We start from the raw sequence: 16,569 nt of genomic DNA, 5'->3' as shown, positions 1-16,569 counted from the left end.
GGCATACCCTTCAGGCGTGGAACCGGACCTCTTCACCGCAGCCGCCGAGGAACGCCAGAGCCAGGAGCCGGGGCGGGCCCCGCTGGCCGTACGGATGCGCCCGCGCACCCTGGACGAGGTGGCCGGGCAGCGGCAGCTGCTGAAGGACGGCTCGCCGCTGCGGCGGCTGGTGGCCAGCACGCGTGGCCCGGCCGCGACCAGCTCGGTGATCCTCTGGGGGCCGCCCGGCACCGGCAAGACCACGCTGGCGCACGTGATCAGCCAGGCCGTCGAGGGCCGGTTCGTGGAGCTGTCGGCGATCACCGCCGGGGTCAAGGAGGTCCGGGCGGTGATCGAGGGGGCCCGGCGCGCGGTCGGGATGAGCGGCCGGGAGACGGTGCTGTTCCTGGACGAGATCCACCGCTTCTCCAAGGCCCAGCAGGACTCGCTGCTGCCCGCCGTGGAGAACCGCTGGGTCACCCTGATCGCGGCCACCACGGAGAACCCGTACTTCTCGGTGATCTCCCCGCTGCTGTCCCGCTCGCTGCTGCTCACGCTGGAGTCGCTGACCGACGAGGACATCCGCCTGTTGCTGCGCCGCGCGGTGACCGACGAGCGCGGTCTGGGCGGGCAGTTGACGCTCAGCCAGGAGGCGGAGGACCACCTGATCCGGCTGGCCGGGGGTGACGCCCGCCGGTCGCTCACCACGCTGGAGGCGGCGGCCGGGGCGGCGCTGGAGAAGGGCGAGGAGACGATCTCGCTGGCCACCACCGAGACGGCGGTGAACCAGGCGGCCGTCCGCTACGACAAGGACGGCGACCAGCACTACGACGTGGCCAGCGCCCTGATCAAGTCGATCCGGGGCAGCGACGTGGACGCCACCCTGCACTACCTGGCCCGGATGATCGAGGCGGGGGAGGACCCGCGCTTCATCGCCCGGCGGCTGATGATCTCGGCCAGCGAGGACGTCGGCCTGGCCGATCCGACGGCCCTTCAGACCGCCGTCGCGGCCGCCCAGGCGGTGGCCCTGATCGGCTTCCCGGAGGCCCGGATCATCCTCTCCCAGGCCGCCATCGCGCTGGCCCTGGCCCCCAAGTCGAACGCGGCCTACCTGGCGATCGACGCGGCGCTGGCCGACGTCCGGCAGGGCCTGGCCGGCGCGGTGCCGCCGCACCTGCGGGACGGGCACTACAAGGGCGCGGCCAAGCTCGGCCACGCCCAGGGCTACCAGTACCCGCACGACCTGCCGGAGGGCATCGCCACCCAGCAGTACGCCCCGGACGCGGTGCACGGCAAGGAGTACTACCGGCCGACCAGGCACGGCGGCGAGGCCCGGTACGCGGACACCGTGGAGTGGACCAGGGGCCGGCTCAGAGGAGATCAGTAAACCTGTACACTGACTCGAAGTGCCTTGTCCCGGGTACGGCGGTGAGCGTGAGCCCACCGACCGTCCGCACCAGCGGGGCAGTGGCCCGAGTCTCCCTCTCGTAGGGATTCTCCTGGAGCGTTGCGCACCGTTTTCGGTGTCGCGGGCAGCCCACCACCTTCCCGGCGGTGGGCCGCACGTGTGCAAGCACAGATGTGCCCGGCCCGGAGAGCGGCTGATCACCCCTCGGGGTGGTTTTTCTCCTGGTCGCGAGGAGCAACCTCCATCAACACCTGGTGCAGCCGTATTCATTCGCAAGGAAGGTTTGGTTCATGGCGAACCAGAAGCGCCCCAAGGTCAAGATTGCCCGTGCCCTGGGCATTCCGCTGACCCCGAAGTCCGTCAAGTACTTCGAGGCCCGCCCGTACCCGCCCGGCCAGCACGGCCGTGGCCGCAAGCAGAACTCTGACTACAAGGTCCGTCTGACCGAGAAGCAGCGTCTGCGCGCGCAGTACGACCTCAGCGAGAAGCAGATGGCCCGCGCGTTCGACCGCGCGAAGAAGGCCGAGGGCAAGACCGGTGACGCGCTGATCGCCGAGCTCGAGGTCCGCCTCGACTCGCTGGTCCTGCGTTCGGGCATCGCCCGCACCATCTACCAGGCTCGTCAGATGGTCGTTCACGGCCACATCGAGGTCAACGGTGGCAAGGTCAACAAGCCGTCGTTCCAGCTGAAGCCGGGCTACGTTGTCACCGTGCGTGACCGTAGCAAGGAGAAGGTCCCGTTCCAGGTCGCCCGTGAGGGTGGCTACGCGGGCGAGGGTCAGACCCCGAAGTACCTCGAGGTCAACCTTCGCGCCCTGGCGTTCCGCCTGGACCGTGCCCCGCTCCGTCGTGAGGTCCCCGTGATCTGCGACGAGCAGCTGGTCGTCGAGTACTACTCGCGCTGACCCGCGGTCGGTACCGAGCCCCGCAGCCTTTCGGCTGCGGGGCTCGTCCCGTTCCAGGGGGTCTCCAGCGTCTCCCGGCCGAGCACCCGGGCGGCCACCTGGTCCAGGTCCAGCGCCGCGCCCAGCGCGAACGCCTCGCGGAACTCCTGCTCGGGCAGCCCCTCCCCGGTCCGCTCCTCGCAGGTCCGGTACGGGCCGTTGAAGGAGCGGGAGCCGAAGAACGGCTTTCCGACGGCCCGCCAGATCCGGTGCGCCGCGCCCTGCAGCACCCGGGCCTCGTACAGGTCGGGATTCGGGCCCTCGGTCTCCAGTACTGCCAGCATGTCCAGCGCCAGCACCACCCCGAGCAGGTCCCGGAACAGGTGGTTCAGCCGCACGCACTCCCGGGCGTGCGCCCGGGCCGTGCGCAGCTCGCCGGCCGTCCAGTTCGAGTACGCCATCGCGTAGAGCCCGTAGGCGTACGCCCACTGCTCGCCGTGCTCCTCGCAGGTCTCCCTGACCTTCTCCAGCCAGCGCTGACCGGTCTCGGTCTCGCCCTGGAACAGGTAGGTCACGCCCAGCTCGAACATCGCCATCAGTACGTTGCTGTTCAGCTCGCCGATCGCGTCGTAGTGCCACAGCGCGTCCTCGAACAGCTCGGTGGCACGGGCGAGTTCGTCCCCGATCAGGGCGGCGCAGCCCTGCCGGTGCACGGCGTACGCCAGTGCGCGGTCGTCGCCGGTCTCCAGTGCCTGCCGGTGACACTCCGCCAGTGCGGGCCTGGCCCGCACCAGATCGCCCTGCAGGGTGGCCATGTACCCGGTGACCCAGAGCGCCTTGGCCCGGGCCTCGGTCGGCTCGGGGGCCAGCGCGAGCGCCCGGTCCAGCCAGTGCCGGCCCTCGCCCAGGTGGCCGGAGCCGACCCAGTAGAACCAGAGCGTCCCGGCCAGCAGCAGTGCGAGCTGCTCCTCGCCGGGCTCGGCCAGGCAGAACTCCAGTGCGGTCCGCAGGTTGGGGTGGGCCAGCCTGGTCCGCTCGGCGGTCTCCTGCTGGCGCGGGCCGAACCACTCGATCTCGCCCCAGCTGGCCATCCCGAGGTACCAGTCGCGGTGCCGGCAGCGCAGTCGGTACTCCTCGCCGGTGGCACGCAGCCACTGGGCGCCGTACTCGCGCAGGGTGTCCAGCAGCCGGTACCGGACGCCGAGCTCGCCCTCCTCCCGGAGCAGCACCGACTTGCCGATCAACTCGCCGATGAGGTCGAGGAGTTCGTCGGCGGCCAGGCCGTCGCCGACGCAGACGTACTCGGCGGAATCCAGGTCGAAGCTGCCGGAGAAGACCGAGAGTCGGGCCCAGGTTAAACGTTCCTTCGGCGTGCAGAGCTCGTGGCTCCAGCCGATCGTGGTGCGCAGGGTCTGGTGCCGCTCGGGGGTGCTCCGGTCGCCGCCGGTGAGCAGCCGGAAGCGGTCGTTCAGCCGGAGCGCGATCTGCTCCACCGAGAGCGCCCGCAGCCGGCCGGCGGCCAGCTCGACGGCCAGCGGGATACCGTCCAGCCGGCGACAGAGCTGGGTGACCTCGGTCAGGTTACGGTCGGTCAGCTCGAAGCCCGGCAGCACGGCGGCGGCCCGGTCCGCGAACAGCCGGACCGCCTCGGCTGGGGTGCCGTCCGGGGTGCTGACCGGCAGCGGGGCGACCGGCATCCGGTGCTCGCCCGGCACCCGCAGGGTCTCCCGGCTGGTGGCCAGCACCCGCAGCCCGGGGACGGCCCGCAGCAGGGTCACCACCAGCTCGGCGCAGGGCGCCACCAGGTGCTCGCAGCCGTCCAGCACGATCAGCAGCTCGCGGTCGGCCAGCTGCTCGACCAGGACGTCCTCGGGCGGCCGGGCGGTCGAGTCGGTCAACCGGAGCGCCTCCAGCACGGCGTGCCCCAGCAGCAGCGGGTCCTGGACGGCGCCCACCTCGACCAGCCGGACGCCGTCCGCGAAGCGGCTCGCCGCCGCAGCGGCCGCGCGCAGCGCCAGCCGGGTCTTGCCGACGCCGCCGGGGCCGGTCACGGTGACCAGCCGTCCGGCTCGCAACAGGCCGGTCAGGCCCGCGAGTTCGGCCTCCCGGCCGACGAAGCTGGTCAACTCGGCGGGCAGCCGGTCTGTCGCACTGAACACTTCCGTCGCCCCCGTGGCCGAGACCCAGGCCCGCGACCTGCGAGCCATCCCGCCCAACGACCTGACCCACCGGTAGGTTACTGCGGTGACCAGCCAGGCAAAATGCGAAAGTGCCTGACCCGCTACGCACGGATCACCTGTTCCGAGGTCGGCGTCGCCCACGCGGCGGAGCCGCCCATCAGCAGGGCCCCGAGCCCCTGACTCCGTAGCGGGCTGAGCACCCTGCGAATGGGGTGCGAGTAACTCGTTGCGGAGCGCGATAGGGTTCAAACCTGAGATACGTGGCAAGTAGGGAGCGCGCAAGGTGTCCGTGGGAGAGCTGGCCGGCCTGTTGGTGGCCGTGTTCTGGGCGGTCCTGGTCACCCTGCTCGCCGTGGTGCTGGTGCGGCTCTCCAAGGTGCTGCGTGAGGCCACCGTGCTGGTCGCCGCCGTGACCGAGCAGGCCGTGCCGCTGCTGACCGACGCGGGCGCCGCCGTCCGGAGCGCGAACGAGCAGCTGGAGCGGGTCGACGAGATCACCGCCAACGTCCAGGACGCCGCTGCCAACGCCAACGCGCTCTCCTCCACCGTCGCCGCCACCATCGGCGGCCCGCTGGTGAAGGTGGCCGCGTTCAGCTACGGCGTCCGCAAGGCGGTCAGCCGCCAGCAGGCCGGCCTGACGGTGCCCCAGCAGGCGGGCGAGCGCGAGGAACTGGCCCGGCTGATCCGGGCCGAGGTCCGGGCCGCCACCGCGCCGCGTGGCGGCGGGCTGCTGGGCCGGGTCCGCCGAGCGGTGAGGGGCTGACCATGGTGCGACGCATCTTCTGGATGGCGGTCGGCGCCGGAGCCACCGTCTGGGCCATGAGCAAGGCCAACGAGGCCGTGCACCGGCTCACTCCCGACAGCCTGTCAGGTACCGCCGCGCGCGGTGCCCTGCACCTGGGCGACACCGCCAAGCGGTTCGCCGCCGACGTCCGGGCCGGGATGGCCGAGCGCGAGGAGCAGCTGCGCGGCGACCTCGGCCTGGACGGCACCGCCGTGGTCGAGCCGACCCGCCGGCGAGCGCTGCGCGGCGAGCCGCAGTACCGAGCTATCTCGGCGGCACCGGGTTCCCCGGCCGCCGCCCTGCGCCCCAGCCTTCGCACCAGCAAGACCCCCCAAGCCATTGATTCGACGCCGCGTCAGCTCGACGAGCTGCCCGGCGGAACCACCAACCGGAAGGACCAATGATGGAGTCGGCAGAGATCCGCCGCCGTTGGCTGCGCTTCTTCGAGGAGCGCGGCCACACCGTTGTTCCGTCGGCGTCCCTGGTCGCCGACGACCCCACCCTGCTGCTGGTCCCGGCCGGCATGGTGCCCTTCAAGCCGTACTTCCTCGCCGAGGTCAAGCCGCCCTTCACCCGCGCCACCAGCGTGCAGAAGTGCGTCCGGACCCCGGACATCGAGGAGGTCGGGAAGACCACCCGGCACGGCACCTTCTTCCAGATGTGCGGCAACTTCTCCTTCGGCGACTACTTCAAGGAGGGGGCGATCAGCTATGCGTGGGAGCTGCTGACCACCCCCGTCGCGGAGGGCGGCTACGGCCTGGAGCCCGAGAAGCTCTGGATCACCGTCTACCAGGACGACGACGAGGCCGAGGCCATCTGGCGGGACAAGATCGGCGTCCCGGCCGAGCGGATCCAGCGCCTCGGCAAGGCCGACAACTTCTGGTCGATGGGCGTCCCCGGCCCGTGCGGCCCGTGCTCGGAGATCAACTACGACCGCGGCCCCGCGTACGGCGAGGAGGGCGGCCCGGCCGTCAACGGCGAGCGCTACATGGAGATCTGGAACCTGGTCTTCATGCAGTACGAGCGTGGCGCCGGCACCGGCAAGGACGACTTCCCGATCCTGGGCGACCTGCCGAACCAGAACATCGACACCGGCCTCGGCCTGGAGCGCCTGGCCACCATCCTGCAGGGCGTCGACAACCTCTTCGAGATCGACACCAGCCGGATGATCCTGGACCGGGCGGCCCAGCTGACCGGCCACAAGTACGGCGTCGACACCAAGTCGGACGTCTCGCTGCGGGTCGTCGCCGACCACATCCGTACCTCGGTGATGCTGGTCTCCGACGGCGTCACCCCTGGCAACGAGGGCCGCGGCTACGTGCTGCGCCGGATCCTGCGCCGGGCGATCCGCAACATGCGGCTGCTGGGTGCCACCGAGCCGGTCGCCAAGGTGCTCGCGGACATCACCATCGACGCGATGGGTCCGCAGTACCCGGAGCTGTTCACCGAGAAGAACCGGATCGAGGCCGTCATCGTCGGCGAGGAGGCCTCCTTCCTCGAGACGCTGCGCAGCGGCACCCTGCTGCTGGACACCGCGGTCGCCGAGACCAAGTCCGCCGGCTCGGCCGTGATCGCCGGTGCGAAGGCGTTCCAGCTGCACGACACCTACGGCTTCCCGATCGACCTCACCCTCGAAATGGCCGCCGAGCAGGGCCTGTCGGTGGACGAGGACGGCTTCCGCACCCTGATGAAGGAGCAGCGGGACCGGGCCAAGGCCGACGCGAGGGCCAAGAAGCACGGCCACGCCGACGTCTCCGCCTACCGCGAGGTGGCGGACCGCTCGGGTGCGACCGTCTTCACCGGCTACACCGAGTCGCACGGCGAGGCCACCGTGGTCGGCCTGCTGGTCGACGGTGTGTCGGCCCCGGCCGCGCACGAGGGCGACGACATCGAGCTGGTGCTCGACCGCACCCCGTTCTACGCCGAGGGCGGCGGCCAGCTCGCCGACCAGGGCCGGATCCGGCTGGACTCCGGCGCCGTGGTCGAGGTTCGCGACGTGCAGGCGCCGGTGCCCGGCGTGGTCGTGCACAAGGGCCGCGTGGTGGTCGGTGAGGTCGTGCTGGGCGCGCACGCGTACGCCCAGATCGACCTGGACCGCCGCCGGGCGATCGCCCGCGCGCACTCCGCCACCCACCTGACCCACCAGGCGCTGCGGGACGCGCTCGGCCCCACCGCCGCCCAGGCCGGGTCCGAGAACGCCCCGGGCCGGTTCCGGTTCGACTTCGGCGCGCCGACCGCGGTGCCGGGCTCGGTGCTGGTGGACGTCGAGCAGAAGATCAACGACGTGCTGACCCGTGAGCTCGAGGTCACCGCCGAGGTCATGACGATGGATCAGGCCCGCAAGTCGGGTGCCATCGCGATGTTCGGCGAGAAGTACGGCGACGCTGTCCGGGTGGTGACCATCGGCGACTTCTCCAAGGAGCTCTGCGGTGGCACGCACGTCGGCAACACCGCCCAGCTCGGCCTGGTGAAGCTGCTCGGCGAGGCCTCGATCGGCGCCGGCGTGCGCCGGGTCGAGGCGCTGGTCGGCGCCGACGCGTACAAGTTCCTGGCCAAGGAGCACACCGTGGTGGCCCAGCTCACCGAGCTGGTCAAGGGCCGTCCGGAGGAGCTGCCGGAGAAGATCTCGGGCATGCTCGCCAAGCTCAAGGACGCCGAGAAGGAGATCGAGCGCTTCCGCGCCGAGAAGGTGCTGGCGCTCGCCTCGGGTCTCGCCGGGAGCGCCGAGGACGTCAACGGCGTCACGGTGGTGGCCGCCCGGGTCGCCGACGGCACCGGCGCCGACGACCTGCGCAAGCTGGTCCTCGACGTGCGGGCCAGGCTCGGCTCCCGCCCGGCCGTGGTCGCCGTGTTCACGGTGGCCAACGACCGTCCGGTGACCGTGATCGCCACCAACGAGGACGCCCGCGCGCGCGGCGTCAAGGCCGGCGAGCTGGTCAAGGTCGCCGCCAAGACCCTCGGTGGTGGCGGCGGCGGCAAGGACGACGTCGCCCAGGGCGGTGGCAGCAACCCGGCCGCCGTGGACGAGGCGATCGCCGCCGTCCGCGGTCTGGTCGCGGAGCGCGCCAGCTGATGGAGGCTCAGGAGGAGAAGGTCTTCCGCCGGGGTCGCCGGATCGCCGTGGACGTGGGGGACGCCCGGATCGGGGTCGCCTCCTGCGACCCCGACGGGCTGATCGCCACCCCGGTGGAGACGGTCCCGGCGGGCGGCCGCTCGCAGGCGAGGCTGAAGGAGATCGTCGAGGAGTACGACGCCGTCGAGGTGGTGGTCGGCCTGCCCCGTTCGCTGAGCGGCAAGGAGGGCCCGGCCGCCGTCAAGGTGCGCGCGTACGCCGGGCGGCTGGCCGCGCTGGTCGCCCCGGTGACGGTGCGTCTGGTGGACGAGCGGATGACCACGGTCACCGCCGCCCAGGGCCTGCGGGCCTCCGGCCGGAACTCGAAGAAGGGGCGTTCGGTGATCGACCAGGCGGCAGCCGTGGTGATCCTGCAGAGCGCGCTTGAGACCGAACGGGTGAGTGGCCGCGCCCCCGGTGAGAGCGTCGAACCGGTCAGCTGATCATTCTGATCTAGGGTCTGGCTGACGGATCACGCCGGATCAGCTCGCGGCGGCGGAGTGCGTGCCTCGGCGGTGCGGAGGAGGGAGCCCATGCGGAGCATCGGCGACCGACGACAAGCCGGCGAGGTGCGTGCTCCGGCGTCGCGAGCCCGGCGTGATCCGTCAGCCAGACCCAAGTCCCGGACGGGGCNGGCACCTGCGGAACTCCGCAGGTGCCCCGTTCCGCATTCGGAGGGGACGCGACCATGACCGATCCGTACACCGCACCCGGCCTGGCACCCGGTCTGACGCCTGGTCACCTCGGCGCGCCGGTGCTCGAACCCGAGGGCCTGCCGCCCGGGTTCGAGCCGCCCGACCCGCGCCGGCTGCGCAGCGGCCTGGCCTGCTGCCTGAGCGTGCTGGCGCTGGCCGGGGTGCTCGGCCTGGCGGCGCTGGCCACCTTCCTGCTCTGGCCGTCGGACCAGGAGAAGGCGGCGGACTTCGCCGGGTCGGGCACCGGCACCGCCCAGATCTCGGTGGTCCAGGGCGCGACCCTCACCCAGATCGGCCAGGCGCTGCAGAAGGAGGGCGTGGTGGCCAGCGTCCGGGCGTTCACCGAGGCGGCGGCCAAGAGCCCGGCGGGCACCCGGATCCAGCCGGGCACGTACACGCTGCGCCTGCGGATGGCGGCCGTCTCCGCGCTGAACGTCCTGCTGGACCCGGCCAACGCGAACGCGCTGACCATCCCCGAGGGCCGGCGGGCCGAGCAGATCTACGCGGCGGTGGACCAGAAGCTCAAGCTGGCTGCGGGCACCACCAAGGGGGTGGCCGGGCAGCAGGTCGCGGCACTGGGCCTGCCCGAATCGGCCCGCGGCAACCCGGAGGGCTACCTCTTCCCCTCCACCTACCCGGTCACCGACGAGACCACCCCGCTGACGCTGCTGCAGCTGATGGTGGCTCAGGCGGCCAAGCGGCAGGCCTCGGACGGGGTGGCGGAGGCGGCCGAGGCGTACGGCCGGAGCCCGTACGAGATCCTCACGCTGGCCAGCCTGGTGCAGGGCGAGGCGGACAACCCCGAGGACATGACCAAGGTGGCCAGGGTGGTCTACAACCGGCTGGCGAAGTCGATGCCACTGCAGTTCGACTCGACCATCAACTACGCACTGAACCGGTCGACCCTGACCACCACCGCCGGTGACACCAAGCTCGACTCGCCGTTCAACTCCTACCTGCACCAGGGCCTGCCGCCGACCCCGATCGCCAACCCGGGGCGGGACGCGCTCCAGGCGGCGACGCACCCGGCCGAGGGGGACTGGCTGTACTTCGTCACCGTCGGGCCGGGCGACACCCGCTTCACCGACAGCTACGAGCAGCACCAGCGCAACGTGGCCGAGTTCAACGCCCGGCAGGCCGAGCGGTCCTCCTCACCGAGCGCAGGTGGTCACTGACTGTCCGTCCGGGCCCACCGGGGTTAACGCTGCGGTACGGTAACGTCTCCCTCCAAACGTTGCTTTAGCACGCCGGTTCGAGATGTCTTGCCGGACCGGCTTAAGGGGATCGATGACTGATCTGGGCGGGGGCTACCAGCCCCAGGGCACGCGGCCTTGGCAGCCGGGCGATCCCGGGCCGGGCGGTGCTCCGGGCGACCAGTGGCAGCAGCCGCAGTACGCCCAGGACCAGTACGGCGGCGGCCAGCAGGGCTACCCGCAGCAGCCGCAGCAGTCATGGCCGCAGCAGCAGCCGCAGTACGGCCAGCAACCCCAGCCGCAGCAGCCCGGCTACCCGCAGCAGGGTCAGTACGGCTACGGGCAGCCGCAGCAGCCGGGATACCCGCAGCAGCCCCAGCAGCCGCAGTACGGTCAGCCGCAGCAGCAGCCCCAGTACGTACAGCAGCCGCAACCGCAGCAGGTGCAGCAGCCGCGCCGCCCGATGCCGCAGCAGCAGGGCTACCAGCAGCAGCCCCAGCAGCCGGCCGCGCCGCAGCCCGCTGGCCCGGGCCCGGACGGCATCGACTGGGAGGCCGAGGCCGCCGCGCTGGACGCGCCGCAGGCCCGGCCCTCGGTGGTCGAGCCCGAGCCCGAGCAGTGGGCGGACGACGAGGTCGAGGCGCACCAGGAGCCGGAGGAGGAGTCCTTCTTCGGCGACCAGGACGACTCCCGCTCGGCCGAGCGCAACCGCAAGGAGAAGGGCAAGAAGTCCGGCCGCCGCAACAGCGGCGCCTGCCTGGTGGTCGCGCTGGTGCTGCTCGGCGGCGTGGCCGGGGCCGGCTGGTGGGGGTACGGCTTCTACCAGGAGCACTTCGGCCCGCCGCCGGACTTCACGGGCGCGGGCACCGGCTCGGTGCAGGTGGAGATCAAGCCGGACTCGGTCGGCGGGACGATGGGCCGGGTGCTCAAGGACGCCGGCGTGGTGAAGAGCGTCGACGCGTTCGTCTCCGCCTTCAACCGGAACCCCAAGGCGATCAACATCCAGGCGGGCTTCTTCACCCTGCACCACGAGATGTCCGGCGACGAGGCGGTCAAGCTGCTGGTCGAGTCGGCCGGCGGCAACGCGCTGATCGTGCCCGAGGGCCGCAAGGCCACCGATACCTACGCGCTGATCGACGGAAAGCTCAAGCTCGCACCGGGCACCACCGCGGGTGTGGCCAAGGCCCAGGTGGCCTCCCTCGGCCTGCCGCCGTACGCCAACGGCAACATCGAGGGTTTCCTGTACCCGACCAAGTACTCGATCAGCCAGGGCATGAAGCCCGAGGACCTGCTCAAGCAGATGGTCGCCAACGCCACCCAGCACTACCAGGAGCTCAACCTGGACGCGGGTGCGCAGAAGATCGGCCTGAAGAGCGGCTACGAGGTGCTCGTCGCGGCCAGCATCCTGCAGGCCGAGGGCAACAACTCGGCCGACTTCGGCAAGATCGCCCGGGTGATCTCCAACCGGCTGAACACCCCCGCGACCCAGGGCAAGCTGCAGCTCGACACCACGCTGCAGTACAAGCTGGGCCGCACCAAGTTCACCGTCGCGGAGAAGGACGGTGACAAGAGCCTGTACAACACGTACGTCAACAAGGGCCTGCCGCCGACCCCGATCTCCAACCCCGGTGACGACGCGATCAAGGCGATGCTCAACCCGACGCCGGGCGACTGGGTCTACTTCGTCGCGCTCTCCCCGCAGGAGACCCGCTTCGCGGTCACCTTCGAGGCGTTCAAGAAGGACGTGAAGGACTACTGCACCGCCAACAAGTGGGGCTTCGACGAGGCCGCCGGGATGTGCAAGACGTGACGACGCGGCACCGGGCGGCCGTGCTCGGCTCGCCGATCGCGCACTCGCTCTCGCCGGTGCTGCACCAGGCGGGGTACGCGGCGCTCGGGCTGACGCAGTGGCAGTACGGCCGGTACGAGGTGGACGAGGCCGGGCTGCCCGCCTTCGTGGCCGGCCTCGACCCGGCGGAGTGGGCCGGGCTGTCGCTGACCATGCCGTTGAAGCGGGCGATCATCCCGCTGCTGGACGAGGTCAGCCCGACCGCGCTGAGCGTGGACGCGGTGAACACGGTGGTGTTCGGCGCGGACGGCCACCGGCGCGGTGACAACACCGACGTGCCAGGACTGGTGAACGCGCTCCGCGAGCGCGGCATCGACTCGGTCGAGTCGGCCTCGGTGCTCGGCGCGGGCGCGACCGCCTCCTCGGCGCTGGCCGCGCTCGCGCAGGTCTGCACCGGCGAGGTCACCGTCTACGTGCGCAGCGCGGAGCGAGCCGCCGAGATGCGCGAGCTGGGCGAGCGGCTCGGCCTGAAGCTGCGGACGGCGGACTGGGCGGACGGGGCCTCGGCACTGGCCGCGCCGCTGACCGTCTCCACCACCCCGGCCGGGGCCACCGACGCGTTCGCCCCGGCGATCACCGGCGCGCCCGGCGCGTTGTTCGACGTGCTCTACCACCCGTGGCCGACCGAGCTGGTCGCGGCGGTGGCCGGGCGGGGTGCCACCGTGCTGGGCGGCCTCGATCTGCTGGTGCATCAGGCGGTGCTCCAGTTCGAGTACTTCACCGGGGTGGCCGAGGGCCCGCTGGCCGCGATGCGGGCGGCGGGCGAGGCCGCGCTGGCCGGAGCAAGCTGACAAGGTTCGGACCGATCATGTCCGCAACGCGGACCATGCGCCCGATGGCTCCCGGGACGTGAAAGGATCGTGGCGAACGAACGCCCGGCCGCCCGGCCGCTGACGAAGGAGCTCCCGTTGGGTACGTTGCGCTGGCTGACGGCGGGGGAGTCGCACGGCCCCGCACTTGTCGCGACGCTGGAGGGCCTGCCGGCCGGGGTGCCGGTGACCACCGCACTGGTCGCCGACGCGCTGGCCCGTCGGCGGCTCGGCTACGGCCGCGGTGCCCGGATGAAGTTCGAGCAGGACGAGGTCACCTTCCTCGGCGGGGTCCGACACGGCGAGACCATGGGTTCCCCGGTCGCCGTGATGGTCGGCAACACCGAGTGGCCCAAGTGGGAGCAGGTCATGTCGGCCGACCCGGTCGACCCGGAGATCCTCGCGGGTCTGGCCAGGAACGAGGCGCTGACCCGCCCGCGCCCCGGCCACGCCGACCTGGCCGGGATGCAGAAGTACTCGATCGACGAGGCCCGCCCGATCCTGGAGCGCGCCTCCGCCCGGGAGACCGCGGCCCGGGTCGCGCTCGGCGCGGTGGCCCGCTCCTACCTCAAGGCGACCTGCGGCATCGAGATCGTCTCGCACGTGGTCGAGCTGGCCGCTGCCAAGGCCCCGGCCGGTGTGCTGCCGCTGCCCTCCGACGAGGCCCGCCTCGACGAGGACCCGGTGCGCTGCCTGGACCCGGACGCGTCGAAGGCGATGATCGCCGAGATCGACCAGGCCCACAAGGACGGCGACACCCTCGGTGGTGTGGTCGAGGTGCTGGCGTACGGCGTGCCGGTGGGCCTCGGCTCGCACGTGCACTGGGACCGTCGGCTGGACGCCCGGCTGGCGGCCGCCCTGATGGGTATTCAGGCGATCAAGGGTGTCGAGGTCGGCGACGGCTTCGAGCTGGCCCGGGTGCCAGGATCGCAGGCGCACGACGAGATCGTGCCGAGCGCCGAGGGCATCAAGCGGACCTCCGGCCGCTCCGGCGGCACCGAGGGCGGCCTGTCCACCGGCGAGCTGCTCCGGGTGCGGGCCGCGATGAAGCCGATCGCGACCGTGCCGCGCGCGCTGCAGACCGTGGACGTGCGTACCGGTGAGGTCGCCAAGGCGCACCACCAGCGCTCGGACGTCTGCGCCGTGCCGGCCGCGGGCATCGTCGCCGAGGCGATGGTGGCCCTGGTGCTGGCCGACGCGGTGGCGGAGAAGTTCGGCGGCGACAACGTCTCCGAGACCCGCCGCAACGTGCAGGGCTACCTCGACAACCTGATCGTCCGATGACCGCACCGCTCGTCGTGCTGGTCGGCCCGCCCGGGGCCGGCAAGAGCACGGTCGGCAGGCTGCTCGCCGAGCGGCTCGACGTCACCTTCCGGGACACCGACCAGGACATCGAGCTGCTCGCGGGCAAGCCGATCCCGGAGATCTTCATCGACGAGGGCGAGCCGCACTTCCGGGCGCTGGAGCTGCGCGCCGTCGAGGCGGCCGCCGCCACGCACGACGGCGTGCTCGCGCTCGGCGGTGGCGCGGTGATGGCGGAGCCGACGCGTGAACTGCTGCGCGGCCTCCCGGTGGTGTTCCTGGAGGTGGCGCTCGGCGACGCGGTCAAGCGGGTCGGCCTGGACGCCCCGCGCCCGCTGCTCGCGGTGAACCCGCGAGCCGCCTGGCGCGAGCTGATGGAGGCCCGCCGCCCGCTGTACCTGGAGGTGGCCACCGCGGTGGTCCACACCGAGGGCCGTTCGCCGGAGCAGGTCGCGGACGCCGTACTGGAAGCACTGGAGTTGAAGACAGCATGAGCAACACCGTCACGATCCACGTCGGCGGCAGTGCCGGGCACGACCCGTACGACGTGCTGATCGGCCGTCAGCTGCTCGGCGAGCTGGGCCGGCTGATCGGCACCCGGGCCAAGCGGGTGGCGATCATCCACCCCGAGGCGCTGGAGGCCACCGGCGAGGCGATCCGCGAGGACCTGGCCGCTGAGGGCTACGACGCGATCCTGCTGCAGGTGCCGAACGCCGAGGAGGCGAAGAGCGCCGAGGTGGCCGCGTACTGCTGGTCGGTGCTCGGGCAGACCGGCTTCACCCGCAGCGACGTGATCGTCGGCCTGGGCGGCGGGGCCACCACCGACCTGGCGGGCTTCGTGGCGGCCACCTGGCTGCGCGGGGTGCGCTGGGTGTCGATGCCCACCACGCTGCTCGGCATGGTGGACGCGGCGGTCGGTGGCAAGACCGGCATCAACATCGCCGAGGGCAAGAACATGGTCGGCGCCTTCCACCCGCCGGTGGGCGTGCTGGCCGACCTGGCCACCCTGGAGACCGTGCCCAAGCACGACTACGTCTCCGGCCTGGCCGAGGTGATCAAGTGCGGCTTCATCGCCGACCCGGTGATCCTCGACCTGATCGAGGCCGACCCGGAGGGCGCCAAGACGCCGGCCGGGCAGCACACGGTGGAGCTGATCCGCCGGGCGATCCAGGTCAAGGCCGACGTGGTCTCGGGCGACCTCAAGGAGAACGGCCTCCGCGAGATCCTGAACTACGGCCACACCCTGGGCCACGCGATCGAGCGCAACGAGCGGTACAAGTGGCGGCACGGCGCCGCGATCTCCATCGGCATGGTCTTCGCCGCCGAACTCGGCCGCCTGGCCGGGCGGTTGGACGACGCCACCGCCGACCGGCACCGCACGGTGCTCGGCTCGGTCGGCCTGCCGCTGACCTACCGGGCGGACGCCTGGCCGAAGCTGCTGGACGCCATGAAGATCGACAAGAAGTCGCGCGGCGACCTGCTGCGCTTCGTCGTGCTGGACGGTCTGGCCAAGACCTCGGTGCTGGAGGGCCCCGACCCGCAGGTGCTGGTGGCCGCGTACGCCGAGGTGTCGTCGTGAGCCGGGTGCTGGTGCTGAACGGCCCCAACCTGGGCCGGCTCGGCAGCCGGGAGCCGGACGTCTACGGCGCCACCTCGTACGCCGGGCTGGTCGCGCGCTGCACCGCGCTCGGCAAGGAGCTCGGCTTCGAGGTGGAGGTCAAGGAGACCAACTCCGAGCAGCAGATGATCGAGTGGCTGCACTGGGCCGCCGACGAGAAGACTCCCGTGGTGATCAACCCGGGCGCCTTCACGCACTACTCGTACGGGATGCGGGACGCCGCCGCGCAGCGGACCGCCCCGCTGATCGAGGTGCACATCTCCAACCCGTACGCGCGGGAGACCTTCCGGCACAACTCGGTGATCGCCGCGGTCGCCTCCGGCACCATCGCCGGATTCGGGCTCGGCAGCTATGAGCGGTGGTCGACGCACTGAAGATCGTCAAGACCAACAACCCGGGGCGTCGGGAGGTGCTCAGTGACGCAGTACGCAGGGGGAGGTCAGGTGCCGCCGGGCTACTCGGCCCCGCCGGTCCGGCCGCCGTACCCGCCGCAGGCCGCCACCGGTCACTTCGCCCTTCCGACCGGCGCACCGGTCCAGCTGCCGCCGCCGCAGGCGCCCGCACTCACGCTCGCGGTGCTGCTGATCGGCCCCGCCGGGGCGGGCAAGACCACGGTGGCCAGACACTGGGCCGAGCGCCGCCCGACCGCGACCGCGCACATCAGCCTGGACGACGTCCGGGAGTGGGTGCAGGCCGGGTTCGCCAACCCGCAGTCCGGCTGGAACAACGCCTCCGAGGCGCAGTACCGGCTGGCCC

The 16,569-nt window shown here is 71.9% G+C and carries 15 protein-coding genes; 14 read left to right on the top strand and 1 reads right to left on the bottom strand.

Annotation, left to right across the window (positions count from 1 at the left end):
* The first annotated feature begins 16 nt into the window (after positions 1-16).
* On the top strand, positions 17-1,366 hold the full coding sequence (locus ASC99_RS03685) for a replication-associated recombination protein A (protein WP_057228189.1): 1,350 nt from the start codon (positions 17-19) through the stop codon (positions 1,364-1,366).
* Positions 1,367-1,677: 311 nt separating this feature from the next.
* On the top strand, positions 1,678-2,292 hold the full coding sequence (gene rpsD, locus ASC99_RS03680; protein WP_057228187.1) for a 30S ribosomal protein S4: 615 nt from the start codon (positions 1,678-1,680) through the stop codon (positions 2,290-2,292).
* On the opposite strand, the gene ASC99_RS03675 is transcribed toward rpsD, so the two are convergent.
* Complete coding sequence (locus ASC99_RS03675) at positions 2,280-4,430, bottom strand: AAA family ATPase (RefSeq protein ID WP_057228185.1); 2,151 nt, start codon at positions 4,428-4,430, stop codon at positions 2,280-2,282. The two genes, rpsD and ASC99_RS03675, sit on opposite strands and share 13 nt — an antisense overlap.
* Positions 4,431-4,734: 304 nt before the next feature.
* Between ASC99_RS03675 and ASC99_RS03670 the strand changes: the two genes are divergently transcribed.
* The 12 genes from ASC99_RS03670 to ASC99_RS40060 form a co-directional block, all read left to right on the top strand.
* On the top strand, positions 4,735-5,214 hold the full coding sequence (locus ASC99_RS03670) for a DUF948 domain-containing protein (protein ID WP_057228183.1): 480 nt from the start codon (positions 4,735-4,737) through the stop codon (positions 5,212-5,214).
* Positions 5,215-5,216: 2 nt separating this feature from the next.
* A complete protein-coding gene (locus ASC99_RS03665) occupies positions 5,217-5,639 on the top strand; it encodes a DUF6167 family protein (RefSeq protein WP_057228181.1) in 423 nt (140 codons plus the stop codon).
* Positions 5,639-8,308 (top strand): alanine--tRNA ligase, encoded by a 2,670-nt coding sequence (alaS, locus tag ASC99_RS03660; protein ID WP_057228179.1) that lies wholly within the window; start codon positions 5,639-5,641, stop codon positions 8,306-8,308. Before ASC99_RS03665 ends, alaS begins: the two co-directional genes overlap by 1 nt.
* Positions 8,308-8,790 carry a Holliday junction resolvase RuvX gene (ruvX, locus tag ASC99_RS03655; RefSeq protein ID WP_057228177.1) on the top strand — a complete coding sequence of 161 codons (483 nt, stop codon included), beginning with the start codon at positions 8,308-8,310 and terminating at the stop codon, positions 8,788-8,790. Before alaS ends, ruvX begins: the two co-directional genes overlap by 1 nt.
* 245 nt (positions 8,791-9,035) lie before the next feature.
* Positions 9,036-10,217: an endolytic transglycosylase MltG gene (gene mltG / locus ASC99_RS03650; protein ID WP_082629821.1), complete on the top strand. Its 1,182-nt coding sequence runs from the start codon at positions 9,036-9,038 to the stop codon at positions 10,215-10,217.
* Between the two features lie 112 nt (positions 10,218-10,329).
* The gene (gene mltG / locus ASC99_RS03645) at positions 10,330-12,045 is read left to right on the top strand and encodes an endolytic transglycosylase MltG (protein WP_057228175.1); all 1,716 of its coding nucleotides are present in this window, start codon (positions 10,330-10,332) and stop codon (positions 12,043-12,045) included.
* Positions 12,042-12,875 carry a shikimate dehydrogenase gene (locus ASC99_RS03640; RefSeq protein ID WP_200948269.1) on the top strand — a complete coding sequence of 278 codons (834 nt, stop codon included), beginning with the start codon at positions 12,042-12,044 and terminating at the stop codon, positions 12,873-12,875. The genes mltG (ASC99_RS03645) and ASC99_RS03640 overlap by 4 nt, the downstream gene beginning before the upstream one ends.
* 117 nt (positions 12,876-12,992) lie before the next feature.
* Entirely contained in the window at positions 12,993-14,177 is a 1,185-nt protein-coding gene (aroC, locus tag ASC99_RS03635; RefSeq protein ID WP_157531364.1) for a chorismate synthase, read from the top strand.
* On the top strand, positions 14,174-14,689 hold the full coding sequence (locus tag ASC99_RS03630; RefSeq protein WP_057228171.1) for a shikimate kinase: 516 nt from the start codon (positions 14,174-14,176) through the stop codon (positions 14,687-14,689). The genes aroC and ASC99_RS03630 overlap by 4 nt, the downstream gene beginning before the upstream one ends.
* A complete protein-coding gene (aroB, locus tag ASC99_RS03625) occupies positions 14,686-15,774 on the top strand; it encodes a 3-dehydroquinate synthase (protein WP_057228169.1) in 1,089 nt (362 codons plus the stop codon). Before ASC99_RS03630 ends, aroB begins: the two co-directional genes overlap by 4 nt.
* Positions 15,771-16,187 (top strand): type II 3-dehydroquinate dehydratase, encoded by a 417-nt coding sequence (locus ASC99_RS03620; RefSeq protein ID WP_057228167.1) that lies wholly within the window; start codon positions 15,771-15,773, stop codon positions 16,185-16,187. The genes aroB and ASC99_RS03620 overlap by 4 nt, the downstream gene beginning before the upstream one ends.
* Before the next feature lie 42 nt (positions 16,188-16,229).
* The coding region (locus ASC99_RS40060; RefSeq protein WP_369825071.1) for an AAA family ATPase at positions 16,230-16,569 on the top strand (340 nt) is incomplete at its 3' end.

The sequence above is a fragment of the Kitasatospora sp. Root107 genome, from assembly GCF_001424875.1.
Classification (GTDB): Bacteria; Actinomycetota; Actinomycetes; order Streptomycetales; family Streptomycetaceae; genus Kitasatospora.
Note: the sequence above shows the minus strand (reverse complement) of the source record. Positions and strands in the feature narration are given on the sequence as shown.